The organism is Bacillus sp. LLTC93 (genome assembly GCF_002993125.1).
Lineage (GTDB): Bacteria > Bacillota > Bacilli > Bacillales > Bacillaceae > Bacillus > Bacillus zhangzhouensis.
This window is the reverse complement of the sequence record NZ_PVME01000004.1, coordinates 116458-136976: the sequence shown is the minus strand read 5'-3', so window position 1 is coordinate 136976 and position 20519 is coordinate 116458. Positions and strand designations below refer to the sequence as shown.

General features: G+C 41.6%; 21 protein-coding genes. 8 read left to right on the top strand and 13 right to left on the bottom strand.

All coding sequences use genetic code 11. The features are described 5' to 3' along the window. Positions 1-11 precede the first annotated feature (11 nt). The 8 genes from C6W18_RS14510 to C6W18_RS14475 all read right to left on the bottom strand — a co-directional run bounded on the left by C6W18_RS14510 (position 12) and on the right by C6W18_RS14475 (position 7275). A complete protein-coding gene (locus C6W18_RS14510; RefSeq protein ID WP_105928002.1) occupies positions 12-827 on the bottom strand; it encodes an HAD family hydrolase in 816 nt (271 codons plus the stop codon). Beyond that, positions 824-1933 (bottom strand): cysteine protease StiP family protein, encoded by a 1110-nt coding sequence (locus C6W18_RS14505; RefSeq protein ID WP_105928001.1) that lies wholly within the window; start codon positions 1931-1933, stop codon positions 824-826. Before C6W18_RS14505 ends, C6W18_RS14510 begins: the two co-directional genes overlap by 4 nt. Continuing rightward, positions 1926-3257 (bottom strand): phosphoribosyltransferase family protein, encoded by a 1332-nt coding sequence (locus C6W18_RS14500; protein ID WP_105928000.1) that lies wholly within the window; start codon positions 3255-3257, stop codon positions 1926-1928. Before C6W18_RS14500 ends, C6W18_RS14505 begins: the two co-directional genes overlap by 8 nt. Continuing rightward, entirely contained in the window at positions 3247-4434 is a 1188-nt protein-coding gene (locus tag C6W18_RS14495; protein WP_105927999.1) for an HpcH/HpaI aldolase/citrate lyase family protein, read from the bottom strand. The genes C6W18_RS14500 and C6W18_RS14495 overlap by 11 nt, the downstream gene beginning before the upstream one ends. Before the next feature lie 96 nt (positions 4435-4530). After that, positions 4531-5310: a TerC family protein gene (locus C6W18_RS14490; protein WP_105927998.1), complete on the bottom strand. Its 780-nt coding sequence runs from the start codon at positions 5308-5310 to the stop codon at positions 4531-4533. Positions 5311-5450: 140 nt separating this feature from the next. Next, the gene (locus tag C6W18_RS14485) at positions 5451-6029 is read right to left on the bottom strand and encodes a TerD family protein (RefSeq protein ID WP_003216935.1); all 579 of its coding nucleotides are present in this window, start codon (positions 6027-6029) and stop codon (positions 5451-5453) included. A 41-nt stretch (positions 6030-6070) separates the two neighbouring features. Then, a complete protein-coding gene (locus C6W18_RS14480) occupies positions 6071-6652 on the bottom strand; it encodes a TerD family protein (RefSeq protein ID WP_034320584.1) in 582 nt (193 codons plus the stop codon). Between the two features lie 20 nt (positions 6653-6672). After that, entirely contained in the window at positions 6673-7275 is a 603-nt protein-coding gene (locus C6W18_RS14475) for a TerD family protein (protein WP_034320581.1), read from the bottom strand. Between the two features lie 409 nt (positions 7276-7684). Here C6W18_RS14475 and C6W18_RS14470 point away from each other — a divergent pair, with 409 nt between their 5' ends. Both C6W18_RS14470 and C6W18_RS14465 read left to right on the top strand, forming a co-directional pair. Beyond that, positions 7685-8677, top strand: a complete 993-nt coding sequence (locus tag C6W18_RS14470; protein WP_105927997.1) for an LLM class flavin-dependent oxidoreductase — start codon at positions 7685-7687, stop codon at positions 8675-8677. A 210-nt stretch (positions 8678-8887) separates the two neighbouring features. Then, entirely contained in the window at positions 8888-9928 is a 1041-nt protein-coding gene (locus C6W18_RS14465) for an acyltransferase family protein (RefSeq protein WP_105927996.1), read from the top strand. Positions 9929-9947: 19 nt separating this feature from the next. Here C6W18_RS14465 and C6W18_RS14460 read toward each other — a convergent pair whose 3' ends face one another. After that, complete coding sequence (locus C6W18_RS14460; protein ID WP_105927995.1) at positions 9948-10727, bottom strand: glucose 1-dehydrogenase; 780 nt, start codon at positions 10725-10727, stop codon at positions 9948-9950. 117 nt (positions 10728-10844) lie between these two features. Beyond that, on the bottom strand, positions 10845-11273 hold the full coding sequence (locus C6W18_RS14455) for a cell wall hydrolase (protein WP_003217242.1): 429 nt from the start codon (positions 11271-11273) through the stop codon (positions 10845-10847). Between the two features lie 538 nt (positions 11274-11811). Here C6W18_RS14455 and C6W18_RS14450 point away from each other — a divergent pair. The 3 genes from C6W18_RS14450 (at position 11812) to C6W18_RS14440 (ending at position 14197) form a co-directional block, all read left to right on the top strand. Beyond that, a complete protein-coding gene (locus C6W18_RS14450) occupies positions 11812-12873 on the top strand; it encodes a DUF4352 domain-containing protein (protein WP_034320570.1) in 1062 nt (353 codons plus the stop codon). A 558-nt stretch (positions 12874-13431) separates the two neighbouring features. Then, the gene (locus tag C6W18_RS14445; RefSeq protein WP_105927994.1) at positions 13432-13629 is read left to right on the top strand and encodes a hypothetical protein; all 198 of its coding nucleotides are present in this window, start codon (positions 13432-13434) and stop codon (positions 13627-13629) included. A gap of 16 nt (positions 13630-13645) precedes the next feature. After that, positions 13646-14197 (top strand): hypothetical protein, encoded by a 552-nt coding sequence (locus C6W18_RS14440; protein ID WP_105927993.1) that lies wholly within the window; start codon positions 13646-13648, stop codon positions 14195-14197. A 56-nt stretch (positions 14198-14253) separates the two neighbouring features. Here C6W18_RS14440 and C6W18_RS14435 read toward each other — a convergent pair whose 3' ends face one another. Both C6W18_RS14435 and C6W18_RS14430 read right to left on the bottom strand, forming a co-directional pair. After that, a complete protein-coding gene (locus C6W18_RS14435; protein WP_105927992.1) occupies positions 14254-15429 on the bottom strand; it encodes an ABC transporter permease in 1176 nt (391 codons plus the stop codon). Beyond that, a complete protein-coding gene (locus C6W18_RS14430; RefSeq protein WP_034320560.1) occupies positions 15429-16169 on the bottom strand; it encodes an ATP-binding cassette domain-containing protein in 741 nt (246 codons plus the stop codon). Before C6W18_RS14430 ends, C6W18_RS14435 begins: the two co-directional genes overlap by 1 nt. Positions 16170-16330: 161 nt before the next feature. Between C6W18_RS14430 and C6W18_RS14425 the strand changes: the two genes are divergently transcribed. Together C6W18_RS14425 and C6W18_RS14420 are read left to right on the top strand one after the other, a co-directional pair. Then, positions 16331-17032 (top strand): LytR/AlgR family response regulator transcription factor, encoded by a 702-nt coding sequence (locus tag C6W18_RS14425; RefSeq protein ID WP_034320557.1) that lies wholly within the window; start codon positions 16331-16333, stop codon positions 17030-17032. Positions 17033-17043: 11 nt separating this feature from the next. Continuing rightward, complete coding sequence (locus tag C6W18_RS14420) at positions 17044-18018, top strand: sensor histidine kinase (RefSeq protein WP_105927991.1); 975 nt, start codon at positions 17044-17046, stop codon at positions 18016-18018. Between the two features lie 31 nt (positions 18019-18049). On the opposite strand, the gene C6W18_RS14415 is transcribed toward C6W18_RS14420, so the two are convergent. Continuing rightward, a complete protein-coding gene (locus C6W18_RS14415) occupies positions 18050-18979 on the bottom strand; it encodes an aldo/keto reductase (RefSeq protein ID WP_034320552.1) in 930 nt (309 codons plus the stop codon). Positions 18980-19451: 472 nt separating this feature from the next. Between C6W18_RS14415 and C6W18_RS14410 the strand changes: the two genes are divergently transcribed. Beyond that, positions 19452-20492 carry a DUF4352 domain-containing protein gene (locus C6W18_RS14410; RefSeq protein WP_105927990.1) on the top strand — a complete coding sequence of 347 codons (1041 nt, stop codon included), beginning with the start codon at positions 19452-19454 and terminating at the stop codon, positions 20490-20492. Positions 20493-20519: the final 27 nt, after the last annotated feature.

Below are 20519 nucleotides of genomic sequence, written 5' to 3'. Positions count from 1 at the left end.
TTCTTCTTCTGCTATCGAATCGAAGGCTTTTTTGCAGTGTTCATCTGCTTGATGACACAAGCGGTGATTTCATCTGCCGCAGCCATGCCAGATGCTGCCGTCGGCTCAAGTGATGGGTCAAAGTCGAGAACTTCCCCATGCCTTGGGGCAAAGCCCGTATCGGCCTGACGTATGAGATCTGCATCTAACAGGGAATCGCCTGCACCATATACGTATTCAAGCGGAAGCCTTTCCTTTAGAAAAGCAACAGCAGCCCACTTATTGAGCGGCTGTGGAATAAAATAGAGCTTCCGGCCCTGAAGTGAAACCTGCCAGCCTCTCTCCTCGCCCCACAGCTTCAATTCAGCAAGCGGAATGTGAGAAAGATACTCGTCTTTCATGATCAAATAAAGAAATCTTCCTTCCGCTGTCCGGGTGCGCTTGACCCATGCCGCAACCGGAAGTTCAGAGATGGCTCGCAGCATATCTCTAACTGACATACACTCTCTGAGTCTCTCATCTACAATCGCCTGCCAATCCTCAAGCGGCTTACCGTGATGGAGGATACAGCCGCCATTTGTCGTGACGGCATACTCCGGTTTGAGCTCTTGTTGAAAGAAGGTGATCCGTTCATATTGTGCAGTCGTTCTTGTCGTCACTGGGATGAACCAGCCTGTTTGATGAATCCTCTGTAAGGAATTCTTCGTTTCAACAGACATATAGGAAAGCGGCCGTTCATCTAGCACCTCAACTAAATCATATGATCCCTCATACGCATACTGCTCAAGCATTCGATGTGAGTATATCAGCGTCCGGTCTAAATCACTGGCAAACGCAAATGTTTTCATGACGATTGCTCCATTGGGCGAATTAATCCGCAGCACGTGTAAGACATATTCGCATATTCAATGACTGGAACGCCTCTGTCCTCTGCCAAAAGCAAAATATGCTTCAGCTTCTCCTGAGACCCAGGCTGAATCAGGATTTTCCAAGGGATTCTTCTGAGCAGCACACGGGTCGTCTCACCAACACCTGGCTTAATCAAATGTGTATTTTCAATTCCAAATTCCTGACCGATTGCTTCAATAGATGTCATCCCCTGCCAGTCAGCAGGCGCCCCTTGCGCGAGAATGGTCTCTGCTTTTTCTTTTACATTTGGTCCGAGACAAGAAAATGCTTCTTCAATCGTATCCACATACAGATTGGACACGTCCTCATCCAGCAGCTCTTCGTAATATTTGGCTCCATGGAAATCATCTGCATGAATCCAGCGGTTGTTTAATACCGTTCGACTAACAAGTCCTGATACCGTCGAATTCAGGCAAGCACTTGGAATGAGGAAGTCTTCTCTCGTTCCGTAAACATTTGTACAATAGCCAGGGTCAGCCAGTACAGCCAGCTCACTAGAAAGACGAATCCCATATTTATTTTCAAAATCAATCACAGCTTTTTGAAGCTCTTTGGAAATAGCACCTTTTCCAGTCCAGCCATCAATAAAGGCAATCTCAAAGCCTGGATGTTCTTTGAGCATATAATGCAGCGCATTCTCGTCTATTCCTCGGTCTCGAATAATAGAGATGCTGTAATGAGGCAGATTGAGACCATACGTCTTGCGAATATATCGTTTGATAAGTACCCCGATCGGTGTACCAGCCCGCGCCAAGCTGCAAAGCACGGTTTGGAAACCTCGCTTTTTCACAATTTGTTCTGCCACAATGGCTACTGCTTCCGCTACCTTATGCTTACTTTCTTCAAGAGATTGATAGAATAAGGTCATATAAGATGCCGTCGGCTTATATTCAATTGGCAGCATTTCTGAATAATGCGCACCGCTCTGAATAGAACGTTCTCGCTCCTCAGTACTTTTCTCCATTTCAATTGATGATAAGTCCTTGAGTAAGAAGGTTACATCCTGCTCTGGATAGCTCCCCATTTTTGTATACACATTAGCCATTCACCTTCACCTCGTCTGATAAAGTCACAATATGCACATGCTTTACATGCCGCTCGGCAAATAAGTGAACAAGCGGAAGCAATGCCTCCTGAGAGACCTTTTTCTCGAAAAAAAGAAATACATCATCGTATTGATCTTTTGGTATGTTGTACACGTAGTGCTGAATTCGAGCATCCTCTGGACTCACAAAGGCAAACCCATTCTGAACAGCGTATCCATCCCTTTCGACCGGATGGATCGGGCTTCTCGTCGTTGAATGATAGAGAACGCCTTCCCCCATATGTGCGGCCAGTCTCATCGGCACATACATCAGCTCACCTGTTCCTAAACAGAGTGTCTGTTTCCCTTTTCGCTCCTGCTTTAGTTTCAGCCCAACCTCAGCAGCTGCTTGGTCGATGGCTGCCGTATCCGCTGCGGTTAAACCAAAACGACCTGTTTCATGTATATATGGCGTATGACCAGCCAAATTTGTTGCATGAGAAAGTGAATAAGGAACTTGCCTAAAGAAGGATTGAAGGGAATGAAAAGAGAGATCTGGTCTATTCTCTTGTTCAGTGATTTCATATGAATAAGCAGGCTCATCTAGTGTTTTGCCTCGAAAAACCATCTGCCCTCTTAATAAAGACAATGCTGTGATGTGAATACCAAGCTCTTCTTGAAGCTGACGCATGGCTTCCTCGTGCTCCTCTGTCCGCCAATCCAAAATGGAAAGAATGGTATAAGAATTCCGCGGGTACTTTGCATGAAGGTCCCGAATGATGTTGATATTTGTGCGGCCTGTCGTGACTTCATCATCCACTAACACAATGGGGCGGTCTGTACGAAGTAATGCTTCGTCGGCATAACAAAGCTGATCCGTTGCATGCGAATGCTCTTCTTCAAATACCAATGCAGGATCAAGATCTAGCAGCTGTTCACGTGTCGTATGAATGTAAGATGCTCCTTCTATCACGTCAAACACACCATGACCAAGTGCTGTTGCCGTTTCAGCAAAACCGATCACGATAGGCTGTTTGCCTGCCGAAAGCTTCTCTTTTTTAAGCGCTTCATAGGCTTCGGTTAACGTCGTGTGATCCTCTGTCTTGAGTGCCTCTACTAGACGGTCTTGAAGCAGGGGCGTCTTGCCCGTTTGCTCTTTTGCATAAGCCATTGCCAAAAGACCCGAGACAAGGAGCGGTTTCACTGGATGAACGGGAATATGTTTACCGAGCACCTTACTAACAAATAAAAAGGCTCGTTTTTTATTCACCCTTGCCGCCATCTCAAAAAGATGCTCTTTTTCCAGCTGAAGCACACCTTCTTTGAGGTCAAGGTCAACCTCCATATGTTCCAAGATGTTCAGCGTATGCTGCTTCTGCTTCTGTGAGTATGTCGATATAGCTTCTATTTTCATGAAACACCCCGTAAATATCTGACTTAATTAAAATGTGCTCTGCCCATCGATAATGGGGCTTCGTTTCATTCATCTTATTAGAGAATGCACTCTTCATCACGCCAACTGTACCATCTGCATGTTCCAAAATGCTTAATGCATCCATATACTCTTCCTTTGTCACAACGTACATGCTTTGAACTGGCTTTAGATGTGTTGGATGAATCACTGTCTTTCCATGTATGCCGTTTGCTACATCCAGCCTTGTCTCTTTGAGTAAGCCTTGTACATGATCAAACTCAGATGAAAAAGACTCGACGCCCTTAGAAAGCGCACGGATGAATGGCTTCTGTTCTTTTCGTACCGGGCCAAAATGTTCCCATACAGCACCAGATACCACAAAAGAACGGCCAAAATAATTGATGATGTCTGTGATCAAATCAGCAATGAGCCTGATCTCATAGATAGTGGTCTCGCGATCACGGCGAATGCCATATAATCCACAAAGATCCGTTGCCCCAATGCGAATATTCAAAATATATTCCTCGTCATTCAGCATGATCTGCTTTAACTCAGACAACACCGCATATCTTGTTTCTTTTTCTAATAAATCGGGTGTTTCCAAAATGGGCATTCCATAAAGTTTCATTTTCGTTTGTGCCGAAGCCCGTTTCAGGCTGTCCAAATATTCCTTTGCATTATGAACGGAACACTTCGGGAACACAAAACCCGTAAGTAAATGAAGAGATGAACCGAGCAAGTCTGCCATTTTGAGCAGCTGCTTCGGCGAACGAACCCGAATAAATAAAAGCGGCAAATGTTCAGCCGTTTCAGGACAATGAGTTAATTTCTCCTTGAGACTGGCCAATTGTGCCACTACATTGCGTTCGGCCATGTCCACTTCTTGATCACCGATGGCATCCTCTAAACAAAACACAACAGAGCAAAGCGCTTCATATTTCTGCGAAAGCAGCATGTCTGCTACATCCTGTCTTGTCGCAGGCATATACAAAGTAGCACCTAGTGCATGCGCAAGTACATGCTTTGGCGTCAATGAATGAATCGCCGCCGGCCGCTTCAAAAAAATATCGTGCTGCCTCGCCTCTGATAAAAACCGAAAATATCGCATGCTGTGCCACCTCCTGTTGTTAGAGAAAATTGATCAAATGACTTGATGATTCAAAAAAGGATGGAGCCGCTAGTCAACTCCATTCCTTTTTTGGTCCTATTCTTCTTTTGAAGCCGCAGCTTCGTTTGTCACATCTTGATGTTTCTTCTTATTGATTTTATGAACAATAAACGTTCCGATAAAGGCTAAGATGATAATCGCAAAGAATACGAGATGCGGGATTTCAATATGAGCAGCACTCAATGCCATTTTGGCTGCGATAATCCCAATGAGAATAAACGCTGTATTCTCAAGCTCTGGTATACGGTCAATGAGAACAAGGAATAACTGTGCTACTGTACGCATCATCAGAATGCCAAGCATTCCGCCTAATAGAAGAATCCATACTTCCTCAGATACAGCGAATGCAGCAAGAATACTGTCAACCGAGAACGCAAGGTCCATAATTTCTACAGAAATAACGGTTGCCCAGAAGACACCAAATACACGTATCATCCAGCCTTCTTTTTTCAATTCCTTCGCTTCGTCATCTCCATCACCTAACCAGAAGTGCTTAATGACAAGCCATGCTAAGTATGCAGCTCCTAGGATTTTCACCCAAGCAAACTTAATCAGCAGCATCCCTACGCCAATGAATAGAAAACGGAAGAAATAAGCGCCAATTAATCCGTAGGTTAATGCCTTTTTACGCTGCTTTTCTGGTAAATGTTTCACCATGACAGCTAGTACAAGTGCGTTATCTGCTGATAACAATCCCTCAAGCACAACTAGGGTCCCTATGAGCCCCCAAGAGACAGGGTCTGATAATACCTCTGCCCACATATGCCAATCAAAAAACGAGGCATACGTGTCCAACATATGTTTCAAAATGTCCAACTGGTTTTCCTCCTATAAGTGTAGAAGCATCAGCAGGCTTTCGCCTGCTGCTATTCTTGATCGCTGTTTCTTTCTCACTTTGGAAAAGGCCCTCATATGAGTCATTGGCAGCGCCTCTCGAATTGATTTGTTTCTCTTTTTTACACTTCTAACCCATAATTTTGACAAAGAGCTGCAAGTCCGCCAGAGAATCCGCTTCCGATTGCGTTAAACTTCCAATCGCTTTCGTGTCGGTACAATTCACACACCACGACAGCCGTTTCAATTGAGAAGTCTTCCCCTAAATCAAAGCGAATCAATTCTTCCCCGCCCTCTTCATTTACAACACGAACAAATGCATTCGAGACTTGTCCAAAATTCTGGCTGCGCGTCTCTGCATCATGGATCGTAACTGTAATTCCGATACGATCAATGTTAGCAGGAATTTTTGAGAAATCAACGAGAATTTGCTCGTCATCTCCATCTCCTTCACCCGTTCGGTTATCACCTGTATGAGTGACACTGCCGCTCGGATGCTGAAGATTATTATAGAACACAAAGTCTGTATCTTGCTGACAACGATTGTTTGCATCCACTAAGAAAGCCGAAGCGTCCAAATCAAATTCGGCTCCGCCAGAATATTTATTCGTATCCCAGCCAAGTCCGATCATTACTTTTGTCAGCCCTGGGTTGGTTTTTGTTAAATCGACACGTTGTCCTTTTGAAAGCTGAATCGCCATATTCGTTTCTCTCCTGTCTTTGAAAATATGAAAACTAGTCGTTACCCGATATCTAAGCCGAAGTCCGTTGCAATACGTGCAAGTCCGCCTTGATAGCCCGAACCGACAGCTGAGAACTTCCATTCCCCGCCATGACGGTATAATTCACCTACAATAATCGCTGTTTCTATTGAGAAGTCCTCTGCCAAATCATAACGAATGAGCTCTTCATTTGATGCCGCATTTAAAATACGTACATATGCGTTAGACACTTGTCCGAAATTTTGACTGCGTGCTTCTGCATCATGAATCGTAATGACAAATGAAATCTTCTCAATACTCGCTGGCACAGCTGAAAGGTCGACATTGACCTGCTCGTCATCTCCGTCTCCTTCTCCAGTGCGGTTATCGCCTGTATGTACGACACTCCCGCCTCCACCAGTTGTTTGATTGTAAAAGACAAAGTCAGATGGAGAGCTCGCTTTACCTGCCGCATCTAAAAGGAATACACTTGCGTCTAGATCAAAGTCTTGTCCGCCGTCATACTTATTTACGTCCCAGCCAAGACCTACTACCACTTTTGTTAAACCTGGATTCGTTTTTGTTAAATCAATTTTTTGACCTTTCGCTAAAGAAATTCCCACTAGGAACCTCTCCCTTCTGGTTAAATGTAGTTTCTCGTAATATCGGCTAGCTTCGCATCATTTGTACCATTTCCAACAGCCGCAAACTTCCAATCATTCTCGTGACGATAAAGCTCTCCGACGATTAATGATGTTTTTCCTGCATACTCATCTTTTAAATTATATTTCACTAATTCTTGATTGTTTGAACGATCAACGATGCGAATGTAAGCATTCTGAATCATACCAAAGTGCTGGTTTCTTCTAAGGGCATCATAGATGTTCACCACAAACACCAATTTATTCACATTGCCTGGCACCTTGCTTAAGTTGACGAGGACTTGTTCGTCATCTCCGTCTCCTTCTCCTGTCAGGTTGTCACCTGTATGCTCGACACTGCCGCATTTGCTTTTCAAGTTGCCAAAATAAATCAAATCTTTATTTTCAACAAACTTATCATTTTTCAGCATGAGCACTGAAGCGTCACAATCAATATCAGCGCCGCCTCCTCCGCCAAACAGCTTTCCTAAAAAACCGCCGCCTTGTGATACAGGGTCCCAGCCAAGTCCAACAAGAATATTCGTTAGTCCTGCTTTCCCTTTTGTTAAATCAATACGTTGACCTTTTTCTAATGTAATCGCCAAATCAATCACTCCTCCAGCATAATAAAAATCTATTTATTAAGCGATGGACCCTATTAAAATCATCATACATGAAAATTCGACAAAATTCATGAAATGACATTGGAGCCTCTTACTCTTTTTTCTATTTACTAGTATATACGATCTATGTTCATGATAGGTTTCAACAACATAATATTTTTTTAAAGAAATATCCATGTCGTAAACGAAGTGTTTCATGTGAAACATTGTCGAATGCTTCCGGTAAATAGTCTTTACTGATGAACGGAGTGTGGGCAAGGTTTCATATGTTGATATAGAAAATATCATTGCATTCGTTTGGAGGATAAACCCTTTCGTTTCCTTCCATCCATGTATTTCTTTATACTTGTGAATAGAGAACATTCAACGTGTTGATGAAAGGATGTTGATGATGCCATCACTTCATATATTAGATCAAGTCGCCATTCCTAAGGGTCAGACAGCGCAGGAGACTTTGATTCACACAACGCAGCTGGCTCAGCTGGCTGAAACACTTGGGTATGAGCGCTATTGGTTCGCTGAACACCACAGCACAAGAGGGCTCGCTAGTACGGCGCCTGAAATATTAATGGCTCATATTGCGGCGCATACATCAACCTTGCGTACCGGGTCTGGCGGCATTTTACTTCCTCAGTACAGTCCTTTTAAAGTAGCAGAGGTCACGCGGCAGCTTGAAGCCCTTTATCCTGGACGGATTGAGATCGGTGTCGGCAAATCTCCAGGCGGGATTGAAAGGACAAGACTCGCTTTGACGGACGGCGTGAATAAAGATCTGTCTCAGTTTGACCGCCAGCTGAGGGATCTTCTTTTTTACTTATCAGACAGTCTGCCTTCCGGTCATCCGCATGCAGGGGTGAAAGCGGCTCCGCTTGTTGAGTCTCATCCGCCAGTTTGGCTGCTTGGACTAGGAGAAAATAGTGCCAAGCAGGCAGCGGCGCTTGGCATCAACTATATTTTTGGCCACTTTATTCACCCTGCACGTGGCAAGCAGGCTTTTGAGACGTATCGGTCACACTTTTCTCCGTCTGTTTTTTCCCGCCAGCCACAATCTATGTTTGCTGTCTTTGTGATCTGTGGTAAAACAGATGAGGAGGCTGACCGGATCGCCAGCAGTACAGATTTATGGCTGCTTCGTGTTGAAAAGGGACTAGATAGCCGCGTTCCTTCTTTAGAAGAAGCAGCTGAATATCACTACACCACACAGGAAAAGAAAAAAGTGTTACAAAACCGCCAGCGAATGATTGTTGGCTCGAAGCAAACCGTGAAAGAGCAATTACAGATCTTGATGGATCGCTATCAAACGGATGACATCATGATTCTGAACAATTCATTTGATCCACTAGAAAAACAGCGTTCCTTCAAACGAATAGCAGAACTATTTTGAAGCCAATCCTCTTGGCTTCTTTTTACATTGTCATAAAAAATGGGAAATGTAACATAGAGATGTCAAAATCCTTCCGTCTGTCATCTGATCGCAAATGTGTCTTCTAATCGTTAGCGAACTGTAAACGCATGAAAGGTGTACCTTTTATATAGTAGAGGTACATATTGAATGAACGGTTTACGATGCTGAGAAGGAAGGAGATGATAGGCAATGAAAAATAGACTCGATTGGGTAGATGCGGCAAAGGGAATCGGCATTCTGCTGGTAGTCATGGCACATGTACCCATTCCAGATTTGTTAAAGCAATTCATTTACTCTTTTCATATGCCGCTTTTCTTTTTACTATCAGGCATGATGTTTCGATCATCCTCACGCCCTGCTATGTCATTTATTCAGAAGAAAGCCAAAAGCTTACTCTTGCCCTATCTCTATTTCTCCATCATTACGTATGTTTTCTGGTTCTCCGTTACCCGTTTTTTCGCATTCAAAGGGCAAACGGATATTGATCCCTTCGTTCCATTTACAGGTATTTTTATATCCAATGCAGATGAAGCAAGGCTGACACATAACCCAGCGATCTGGTTTTTAACGACGCTCTTTTTAGTGGAAATCTTCTTTTTCTTTATGCACCGCCTAACAAAAGGAAAACCCACCGCCTTGATCTTCCTGACTGTTCTTTGCGGAGGTGCTGGATATGCTTCTACGTTGCTTTTAGATCAGAGTCTTCCTTGGAATGCCAATGTTGCCTTGACGGCTGTTGTGTTTTATTCAATTGGATTTTTGGCAAAGCAATGGTTTGTGGAATTAAAAACAGATCCAACTCTTCTGTTATGTACAGGTCTGCTTGTGCTGACGGCTTACATGCAAAGCTTTAATTCACGGATCGATATGCGTGTGAACGACTATGGCGATCTATTTATTTTCTATGTATGTGCACTGCTCGGTTCAGCTGCTGTTATTTATTTAAGCTTTAAATTGAAAACATCCCCTATTTTGACGTATCTCGGACGAAATTCCATTGTCATTCTCGTCTTGCAGTTTGCCGGCATCGATATCATGAAAGCATTTGTTTATTATGGACTTGGCATCAATATCGCTGATACAGCGCAGCTCTCTTGGACACTGTTTTATACGATCGGCACATTGCTGCTCATGGTGCCATGCATCTCCTTCCTAACCAAGTATCCTATGCTGCTCGGCAAACCAGCCAAAGCAGCACACCGCTACGAGCAAAAAACATCCGCCGGCTAATCGGGCGGATGTTTTTCTATTAATCATTCATTTGAGAAGGATAAAGCGTCATTCCTCCATCTACAAACAATGTGGTGCCTGTGATATAGGCAGCTTCTTTGGATACGAGGAATGCAGCGGCGGACCCAATCTCCTTCGGATCACCAAAGGCTCTCATCGGAATCTTCTCGAGCTGCTTTTGTTTTTTCTGTTCATCCTGCAAATCATCATTCGATTCGGTTGCCATTGTACCTGGCGCAATCGCATTGACCCGAATGCCCGCTTCAGCATAATCAAGAGCCAGCGTCTTCGTCATCATATTCATTCCGCCTTTTGAAGTGGAATAATGAACATTGAACGGGCGCGGAATCTCCTGGTGTACACTTGATATATTTAAAATCGATCCTTTGATGTCATGCTCCATCATATAGGCGATTGCAGCCTTTGCCCCTAAAAAAGCACCTGTGATATTCACATCAATGACTTTTTGCCATTGGTCCAGCGTCATCTCATGCGGCATCGCTTCTTCGCCATTAAAGCCTGAATTGTTGACGAACACATCCACTGCACTGAAATGTTCCAATGCCGTATCCATTATGGCTTGAATCCCTTCCTCTTTGGAGACATCAGCATGTACTTTCACCGCTTGACCTCCGTGCTGCTGAATGGCTTGTACCGTCTCTTCAGCTCCATCTTCATCACCTTTATAGTTCACAACCACATTCATTTGCTCCTGACCAAACCGCAAGGCGATCGCTTGTCCAATTCCTTTAGAAGAACCTGTGACAATGGCTGTTTTCCCTTTTAAATCTTGATACATCTTCATTTCCTCCAATCACGTGCTTCATCTTGTTGATACACAATGGTTACCCATTTATAAAAAAAGAAAAACACAATCCCCTCTATTCGTTCCGAGAGGATTGTGCTGTTCATCAATCTAAAAAGTGTTATAGACATTTTCACACGTTTCAGCTGTAGGCTGATAAAAACAATGCGACTTATACCTTGCCACAAACGGCTGATTGTACCAAGTGGGTGGACAATTTCCAGGCGGTTTAAAATACCAAAGGCTGAATTTTGCCGGCCAAAATCGTTCTCCGTTAATGTTCCTCCGCGCAAGTGTTTTTTCAGTTTCTCGTGCCCGCTGATAAAAGTAACCATGCGTGACTGCCTCAAACGCATGCTCCTGATAAATCATTTGTGGAATCGTACGCAGCCCTTTAAAGTCAGAGCAGTTGGCACGCAAACGATTGATGCCCACATTTCCTACGAGCAGCATCCCTTGCTTCCCTTCACCTTCCGCTTCCGCTCTCAGCAGTCTGGCCATTAAATCGATATCAGAGCTTGTCGCTCTTACCACTGCCATACATCCACCTCCTTCTCATTTCTCTTTTATTTTATGTGGCGTTTCTGTGTAGATGACTGCCATTTTGGCATGAAAAAGCACGTTCAGTGTCGACAGCCTGTCTAAACATCTCAAAATTTCGCTGGACATGTGTCTATCTGTCAACAACACACAAACCAAGTAATCATACACATAGCAGGAAAAAATATTCATTACCATAGACTCATTTACAAGTCATAAAAATCCTTCTAATTGCTACACCTTCTTCAAAAACAGTCATTTGAACCTATTCAATAATCCGACTCAAAACCTTAAAATATAAAATGTTGAGTTTTTACAGGAGATATCAAACGATAAAATACACATTTCTCCTCTCAACTTAGTGTCATTTTTACTACTTGAAGCTCATCATCCTCCGAAACGCACTGAGGTATTGACAGTACTTTCGCTTCATTCTACAGTAAAAAACATACAGTATTTTTCTTTTTGTGCAAAAAGAATGATATGAACTAAAGATTTCCAATGAAATTCATCATAATCCCGAGGAGGAAAACATGTCATGTTTAAAAAGAAATTATCCCTGTTTCTTCTAATGTTGTGTGTAACTGTTATCGCTGCTGCTTGTAGTGGTGGAAAAGACAAAACAGCTGCGAAAGAAAACGATACAAAAAAATCCCTTGATGCAGCAGAGGTAAAGGTAGAAAGTGCTGAGTACACATTACCACCTCAATACGATACATCTGTACAGGATGATCAGTATGTACTAAAAGTGAACGTATCTGTAAAAAACATCAGCAAAGAACCTCTGAATGTTGATAAAAGCAACTTTACGCTTTACCAAGATGACGCACAGGTGTCTACGATTTCTCCAGATGACTACAACGAAGTATTATCTTCAAGCTCTCTAAATGCAGACAAAGTATCAAAAGGCGGTCTTTTCTATGTTGTTGATAAAGATAAAGACTATCAGCTTGTTTACACAGAGCCAGGCAGTGGATCGAAAAAAGATGACAAAACACTAGAGTTCGATATTAAAGGAAAAGACTTAATGAAAAAGGCAGATACGCTTCAAGCATCTGCAAAAGCTCTTTCTTCTTATATTGATGTCATGATTTTTGGTAAGAAAAACGAAGATTTCGAAAAATTAACTGGCGATAACAAATCAACAGTTGTGAACGAATTTGATAAATCATTCAAACAAGGCTATATCTCTTCCTCAGGTATTTCTTCTAGCTCAGCGAAGGACGAAAACCTTGATAAGCTTCTAAAAGCTGTGAAAGAAACATTAGCTGAAAAGTCAAAAGTATCAACAAAAACAAAATCCATCAGTGGTGATAAAGCAGTCGTGACTGTAACCCTCACACCGATTGATGCAAGCCCGCTTGTCGATCGTTTGAAAGAGAAAGCAACTGAGTTCTACAGCAAAAACCGTACAGCGTCTTACGATGATGCACAAAAATATTTACTTTCTATCTATCCAGAAGAGTTTAAAAAATTAGGACCATCCTCTTCTGAAGAAACAGTAGAAGTCAACATGAAGAAAAATGATATCGACCAATGGAAACTTGATTTGAACGATTACAAAACAAGCTCATTAGTTGAGAAGTTCATCAAGAACTAAAGAAAAACCCCCTGTCCCGGGGGTTTTTTTGTTATGATTTATCATCTGGTTTGGCGAACGTAAACCCCCTCTATCATAAAAAGACAGAATATAGTCAAGTTATCTTACCCTTGACAACATTTCTTTCTATAATCAGTGTTCCATTTCTTTAGCTTGATCACTATGAGATATTCAATCCTGATTATTCTTTTTTGTACTTAAGATGTTTTTCTGCTTATTTGTGTTAAAGATGAAATGTAAACTCAAAGTAAAAAAATGTACTCCTCATTCTTTATTTCTATTGAACTATATTATAGATCTAGCTTCTTTCCTAACTCATTATAAAAGTAAACCATCATTTTCATTCACCAACTCTTTTTTCTATTTAAGTTATTCCTTAATAAAATTCTTCGAAATATAAATAATTCCATTTTTATAAAATATTCAAAAAAAGGTTCTTTATGCTTATTTTAAGGTAATTTTAAACTTTTTTATCATTGTGATTATGCTAGAATTAGTAACCACTTCAAAGAGAAAATTTACCATGAAATTAAATCATTTTTTAAGGTAATCGCTAGAATGAAGTCAAAAAAGGATATTTGGTCTATTTCTTCTAATCAGGCAAAAGGTGTTGCAGCTGGAGCTAATCGAAATGGTAAACCAATAAATGAAGTAGATAAATACGATGGTAAGCCCAAGAAAAGTTATTATTATCACTGGCATCCCTATAAAAGGACTCCAAAAGCTCATGCTTTCTACGGAGGGCCTGTTAAATAGTTAATAGAGGTGAATAATGTATAATTACGAAAAGCTATACAAACAGTATTTATATAAAAAAGATCAATTGATTTTTACTAAAGAACAAGTCGTTGAGATGATAACGTCTAAATTTAAAGCTAGAGAATTTTCAAAAACAAAGATTTTAGATTTAGTGAATGATGATCACTTTGAATATACTAAGATATATAAATGTTTTGTCATTGATGATCCGAGTATATTGATTCAATTGTTTTCGAATGAGGAAAAAAAGAATCAACATGAAGACATACTTTATAATCGTCTTCATCCGTTAAACCCTAAAAGAGTCAAAGATTGGGAGTATAATCACTTATTGCGTGATGAACAAGAAGGTAGAAGAATTGATATCATTTTAGAAAGTAAAGATGGGTTATATATTTCAGAATCTCAAGTAAGAGCTAGTTGCGAAAAGCTTGATAGGTATATAAATGCTTTAATTGTAGGTGCAATTATTGAAAATGGGTTAGAAGAATATCCAGTTGATATTCATGACGAGTATTTTCAATTTTATTTAGAGAACTTGGATCAATTCGGTTTCTTAAACTGAAAAATACGGTGATCGACATTCACCTGAAAACGCCCTCTAAGATAGAGGGCGTTTCTTTATTTGGCAAGCATCCACTTTTCTTTCATAAACAAGCTTCTCACGATGACAAACAAGATGACGACTGCGAGAGCCGAGGAACCGAGTGTCAAGGTGATGGACATTGGATCGATGATACCAAACATCAATTGTTTACACAGTGCGTGAATATTAAGGAATGGGATCGCAAAGTAATACGTATCTAGCTGCGTAGCACCCGCTCTCATGGTAAAGAACATTGGGATCACACCTAGTGTAATGATCATGGACATGTACGACTGCGCTTCTTTGACTGAGCCAGAAATCACGCTGAGCAGCAATTCAATCATGGATACCATGAAGGAGAAGATGATAAGCGCCGCAAACATGACGGCGATAATGCTCCACATTTGATCACCAAAGTTCAGTGCTTGTTTTAGCTTTTCTGTAAAGAGCAGCGTGGATAAAAGCAGCATGCCGATCGCCACAATTCCGCTTAAAATACCGAACATGGAGACAGCAAGCCATTTTCCGATGAGAATCTGGAGTCTGCTGGCAGGTGTCAGGAACAACGCTTCAATGGATTTCCGGTCTTTTTCACCCGCTACAATATCAAGCGCAGCTGGCAAAGCGCCAGAGATGACGGAAGTTACCAAAATCATCGGAAGGAGAATCGACAAAAGCATAGCGGTCATTCCATTTTCCCCTTCTTCGCCTTCTTCTACATCAACGGACTGTACCTCAAACGGATGAATCACGGACGTGTTGATCTGATCGTTTGCTAAACGCTTTTCCACCACTTGGTTTTGATACTGCTCCAGCAATGATTGCAGCATTTGAACCGTTATGACCGAATCATCGTCCGTTGTATGCCCATGGATTTTAATTGCAAATGACTTTTGATGCTGAAGCATTTCGTCCGCATCTTTCGGCATTTCTAGGTATGCATTTGCCTGACCATCCTTGACGGCTTGCTGCGGGTCATCAAATGTTTCAAGATTGATGTTTTTGACCACTTTGATCATTTGATTCATGTCGGATGGAAGCTTTTCATTGACTGCGACCGTATAGGTTTCATCCCCTGGATCTGCGATCATGCTTTCATAAAAGAACACAAGCCCAAGCATCGTCAAAAGAGGAATCAGCACTGTTAAGAGTAACGTTTTCCGGTCCCTTAGCGCATCTGTCATTTCTTTTAAAAATACGGTTTTCCACATTATGAAATCCCCCTTGCGAGCTTCGACATAAAGATATAATTCAAGTCTTCACTTTGTTCCTGTGCATATAATTCTGGGAGTGTGCCTTTGTACACAAGCTCTCCTTGATGAATCATCATCACACTGTCACAAAGCAGGCTGACTTCTTCCATGATGTGGCTTGAAAATAGGATGGTTTTATTTTGCTGTTTGAGCTGATGAATAAAATCTCTGAAAATATTACTCGACGTGATATCTAGGCCTGTTGTTGGTTCATCAAATAAGATAATGTCAGGATCATGAATCAATGTTCTGGCAATCGCCACCTTTTGTTTCATCCCCCGTGAGAAACCTTTCACCTTGCGATCCATATATTGTCTCATCCCAAAACGTTTGGCTAAATCCTCTATTCTTGCTTTGATTTCATGCTGATCTAAGCCATATAATTTGCCAAAGTATTCAAGATTTTCTCGAGCCGTCAAACGGTCATAAAGCCCCGTCTCTCCGCCAAACAAGACACCAATTCGCTTTTTCACTTCTGTTGCTTCTTTCACTGTATCAAAGCCCGCTACATTAACTGTTCCATGAGTAGGCTCCAATAAAGTCGCCACCGCACGCAATAATGTGGTTTTTCCTGCACCATTTTCTCCTAGGATGCCAACCACTTCCCCTTCTTTCACAGAGAACGTCATATGTTTCATTGCTTTCACGACTTTTTTCTTATCTTTAAACCAGCAGCTGCAATCGCTGAGAGTAATCATTTGGTTCGCCCCTTTCGACTTCCTAAGTCTATGATAGAAAAAATAACGCTTGCCTGACATAAAAATGTCGCGAAACGTCCTTTTTCTGTCTTGAAATGATCTATTTTAAAAAAACAAATGGTAAAATAGACAAATAATAAGAAGAGTCATAGGTGATTTTTATGATAAAAGTAGGTCTCGTTGATGATTACCGAGTAGATTTAGAAAAACTGCACGCCATTGTAGGCAGAATGGAGGCTGTTGACATTGTCTTTGTCACGCAGTCAGCAGAGGATGCCTATGAGAAGGTCAAACAAGGAGACATTGATCTGTTGTTTGCAGACATTGAAATGCCCGGAATGTCAGGTTATGAACTAGCGGACCTCATTCACTCTCACGCACTGAATGTCGATGTTGTATTTGTGACAGGAAACAGCGGATATGCTGTCCATGCGTTTGATTTGAATGTACATGATTATATTATGAAGCCCTACCATGCCGATCGAATCGCCAAATCCTTAGAGCGTTACATGTCAACCAAGCAGGAGAAAAGCATTCACGGACGGCTTCTCATCAAGCAACAGTCAGATATCCATGTGCTACAGAAGAAGGATGTCATTTTTGTTGAACGAACCGGCCGGTCAACGACCATTGTCACAACAACAGGAGATATCCAAACATACCAGACATTAAACGAGTTAAAGGGCGATTTAGCTGAGAAGGATTTTATCCGTTCCCACCGCTCGTTTATCATCAATATTCATTACATTAAAAACTTTTCGGCGTATGCCAAAAATTCATTTATCGTGTCTTTTGAAGGCACTGATAAAAAAGCCATGATGACCAAGCAGCAATTAGAATACTTTAAGAAATACTACTTTTAAGGAGAACGAACGTGAACGCTTTCTATCTTGGATTCCGCATATATGCTCTCATATGGCTAGGTCTTTCGTTTCGAGCAACTGCTGAAGCTTTTCTTCCGTTGACGTCTGTTGTTTTGTGGCTCCTCACTTTTTGTGTCATTTGTCTTTATACATTCTTCATTTACAAAAGGTTTTGGCCTAGTATCAGTGGATACGTGATATTAGGCGCTTTTGTGCTGATCACATGCGCAGGGCTTTCGCTTTTTCTCCCTCAAGGGAACGGGCTGGGCCATCTTTTGGCTTTCATGATCATGATCACAGCAGATCTCCTTTCATTGAAGATGATGCAGACGGAGCACCGGTTAAACGGGCGGCTTCAAGAGCTGACAAACGCAGAATCAAGAACCAATGAATTGCTGCTTGAGCTGCGCAGTAAACATCATGAAACAGCCAGACATTTAAATGCCTTTTCCACGTCGAACGACGAGCATGAGATCAAGGATTTGATTCAGCAATACGTGAAACATTTCCCTTGGATCAAAGGGGAAAACGCTTATCTGGCCTCAACCCTTCATCCCTTTTTCCAGCGGGCTGAAAAAGAGGACATTGCACTTTCACTAGATCTTCAAGCACCCTTTTCATCGCTTCCCTTTTCAAAGGCGGATCAGGTTAGTTTTACTGGCAACCTGCTTGACAATGCCCTTGATGCAGCAATTGAAGCGAAGCAAGCCGGGAAAGAGGCCAGCATCTCGGTTACGACCTCTATTCGAAGCGGGCTATTTTTAATCCATTGTGAAAACAGCACAAAAGGAATGGAGAAACACGTATTAGATCATTTGTTCAAAACCTTTGGCCGTTCCACAAAAGGCGGCGAGCATCAAGGAATGGGGACTTATATTATCCATCAGCTTGTTGGAAAAGCAGACGGTATGCTTGATTTCACTTACCGTTCTCCAAACTTTCGGCTCGTGATCAAAATCCCTCTCACGGGTGACATAAAAAAATAAGGTGCAGCTGAGCACCTTATTTTTTTATATATTAAGAGAAGATCTGGTCGATTTGGTTGATTTCCTCTTCTGTTAATTGAACATCGTTTGTTTTTAGGTTTTGCAAGACTTGCTCTGCTCGTTTTGCACCAGGAATAATGGCATCAATGCCGTCCTGCGCTAAAAGCCATGCCAGTGCGACGTGTGCCGTTTCTGCATTCTTCGATTGGGCAATGGCCTTCAGCTTGTCTACTTTTTCGAGATTTTGAAGGAACGCATCGCCTTGGAAAAGCGGGTCCTTTGCTCGAATATCATCAAATGTCGCATCCTTTGTAAATTTCCCAGTCAACAAGCCTGATGCTAATGGGAAATAAGGAATAAAGGAAATACCATGCTCAACGCAGTATGGAAGAAGATCCTGCTCCGCCTGACGTTTCAGCAGAGAATACTCCGACTGAAGCACGTCTAAGTAACCATCTCGATTAAAGGCTTGAAGCTGTTCAAAATCAAGATTTGATGCACCAATGGCCTTGATTTTCCCTTCGTCCTTCAATTCCTTTAATGTGCCTGCTACTTCTTCCAGCGGCGTGCGCCCATCTGGGAAATGCATATAGTACAAATCAATATAATCTGTTTGCAGTCGCTTCAGGCTATTTTCGACCTGCTCTCTTAAGAAATCACGACTATTATCGAGTTCAATTTGCCCGTTTACTTCTTTATGAGCTCCTTTTGTCGCAAGGACAAGCTCATCTCTACCGCCTCTTTTGGCAATGATCTCACCGATCAATTCTTCTGAACGGCCCAGCCCATAAATAAAGGCAGAATCTAAGAAATTGACACCTTGATCAAGAGCCGTTTCCACAAGCTCCCGTCCAGCATCTTCACTCAGATTCGGGAATAAATTATGCCCACCTACCGCATTCGTACCAAGCCCTATCGGATTCACCTGTAAATTAGTTCGTCCAAGCGTTACCTTTTTCAAAAGCTCATCTCCCTTATCTGCTTAATCATCCTTATTTTCCCACGAATCATTTTCAAAATTCAAGTATACTGCTCTCTTAAGGGATGGACGCTGCGAAATAGATGGTACGAATGATAAATTCATTTAAGCTGTCTTCGAAATTAGATTCTTGCGACGTATTCAACACCTTCATTTCAAGATTTTCATAAAAAAAACATCTAAAACCCATGATAAATCGATAAATTAATTCTTATTAACCGGTATATTATGCTCACAAAATTCCTTTTTTTATAGGTATTTGTGTAAAAATCTATCAAAGATAGGGACTAAAACCTATTCCGTATCCTGAATGAATTTCGATAGAATGAATAGTGCAAATCGTCATAAGGAGATTTTCCCCTTTAACACCCGAATATACCATTCTATCTGTTTCTTTTTTCTTAGTCAGATAGCGGGAATAAAATGACGAAAGAAAAGTAAAGGAGCATCAACTGTGAATCTTAAAAAAATAAGTGCACTCCTCATGATTTCATTCGTGATGATCATCTCTGCAGCCTGCCAGAGCTCAGCAAAATCAACCGATGCTGATCAAAAATCAACGAAAACAGCAGAGGTAAAAGTCAATAGCTACGAATATACGTTACCAGAAGACTCAACAACTACCTTACGAGACAATGAAATGGTGTTAAAAGTCAACCTAACGATCACAAACAAAGGTGACAAAGCCCTTTCATTATATAACTCTGACTTCTCCCTTTATCAGGACGATGCCAAAGTATCTGATTTGAAATTCTACGGCAGTAAAGACCGCCTTGACCTTGGTTCATTGAACAAAGGAAAGTCACTATCAGGTGCGCTTTATTTCCTAGTGGACAAAGGTAAAAAATATCAGTTCGTCTACCACGACAGCATCAAGAAAAACAGTGATTCTATCGAAATTGAACTTGATGGCAAAAAGATACTCGATACAGCGAAAAAACTGGATAACCCAGCAAAAGCGCTATCCGCTTATACCGACATTATTGTCTTTGACAAAAAGAACGATCAATTCTCAGAATTAACGGGCGACAACCAATCAGATGTCGTCAATAAATATCATGAAATGTTTGTGAAAGATTTCAAGAGAAGTGCAGGAATTTATGGAAATGAAGTCAGTGACCGTGATATTCTTTCCATGTACAAACGCATTCAAAACACGATGAAGGATAAAGCCAAAGTTGAAACAAGTGTGAAAACCATCTCAGATGACGAAGCTAAGGTTGTCGCACAAGTAACAGGCATTGATGCGTCTAACTTAAAAGACAAGCTAGACAAGCAAAGAGATGAGTTTTACAACGGCAAAATCCGCTCTAAAGAAGAATTGTATAAGAAAAGCTTAAGCATGTACGCATCTGAATTCGAAAAGCTTCCTCCAGTCTCCAGCCCAGCTGAATATGAAGTGAAAATGAAACGTAATGGGGATGGTCAGTGGAAAATTGACCTCAACGATTATAATACAGCGCAGTACATGAGCGGCTTTATTAAAACGAGATAATAAGAAACAAAAAAGACGCTGGCCCCT

Bases quoted from the DNA above. Each gene is read 5' to 3' on its own strand.
- C6W18_RS14510 (WP_105928002.1), bottom strand. From the start codon at position 827: ATGAAAACATTTGCGTTTGCCAGTGATTTAGACCGGACGCTGATATAC.
- C6W18_RS14505 (WP_105928001.1), bottom strand. From the start codon at position 1,933: ATGGCTAATGTGTATACAAAAATGGGGAGCTATCCAGAGCAGGATGTA.
- C6W18_RS14500 (WP_105928000.1), bottom strand. From the start codon at position 3,257: ATGGAGGTTGACCTTGACCTCAAAGAAGGTGTGCTTCAGCTGGAAAAA.
- C6W18_RS14495 (WP_105927999.1), bottom strand. From the start codon at position 4,434: ATGCGATATTTTCGGTTTTTATCAGAGGCGAGGCAGCACGATATTTTT.
- C6W18_RS14485 (WP_003216935.1), bottom strand. From the start codon at position 6,029: ATGGCGATTCAGCTTTCAAAAGGACAACGTGTCGATTTAACAAAAACC.
- C6W18_RS14470 (WP_105927997.1), top strand. From the start codon at position 7,685: ATGCCATCACTTCATATATTAGATCAAGTCGCCATTCCTAAGGGTCAG.
- C6W18_RS14465 (WP_105927996.1), top strand. From the start codon at position 8,888: ATGAAAAATAGACTCGATTGGGTAGATGCGGCAAAGGGAATCGGCATT.
- C6W18_RS14460 (WP_105927995.1), bottom strand. From the start codon at position 10,727: ATGTATCAAGATTTAAAAGGGAAAACAGCCATTGTCACAGGTTCTTCT.
- C6W18_RS14455 (WP_003217242.1), bottom strand. From the start codon at position 11,273: ATGGCAGTGGTAAGAGCGACAAGCTCTGATATCGATTTAATGGCCAGA.
- C6W18_RS14450 (WP_034320570.1), top strand. From the start codon at position 11,812: ATGTTTAAAAAGAAATTATCCCTGTTTCTTCTAATGTTGTGTGTAACT.
- C6W18_RS14445 (WP_105927994.1), top strand. From the start codon at position 13,432: ATGAAGTCAAAAAAGGATATTTGGTCTATTTCTTCTAATCAGGCAAAA.
- C6W18_RS14440 (WP_105927993.1), top strand. From the start codon at position 13,646: ATGTATAATTACGAAAAGCTATACAAACAGTATTTATATAAAAAAGAT.
- C6W18_RS14435 (WP_105927992.1), bottom strand. From the start codon at position 15,429: ATGTGGAAAACCGTATTTTTAAAAGAAATGACAGATGCGCTAAGGGAC.
- C6W18_RS14430 (WP_034320560.1), bottom strand. From the start codon at position 16,169: ATGATTACTCTCAGCGATTGCAGCTGCTGGTTTAAAGATAAGAAAAAA.
- C6W18_RS14425 (WP_034320557.1), top strand. From the start codon at position 16,331: ATGATAAAAGTAGGTCTCGTTGATGATTACCGAGTAGATTTAGAAAAA.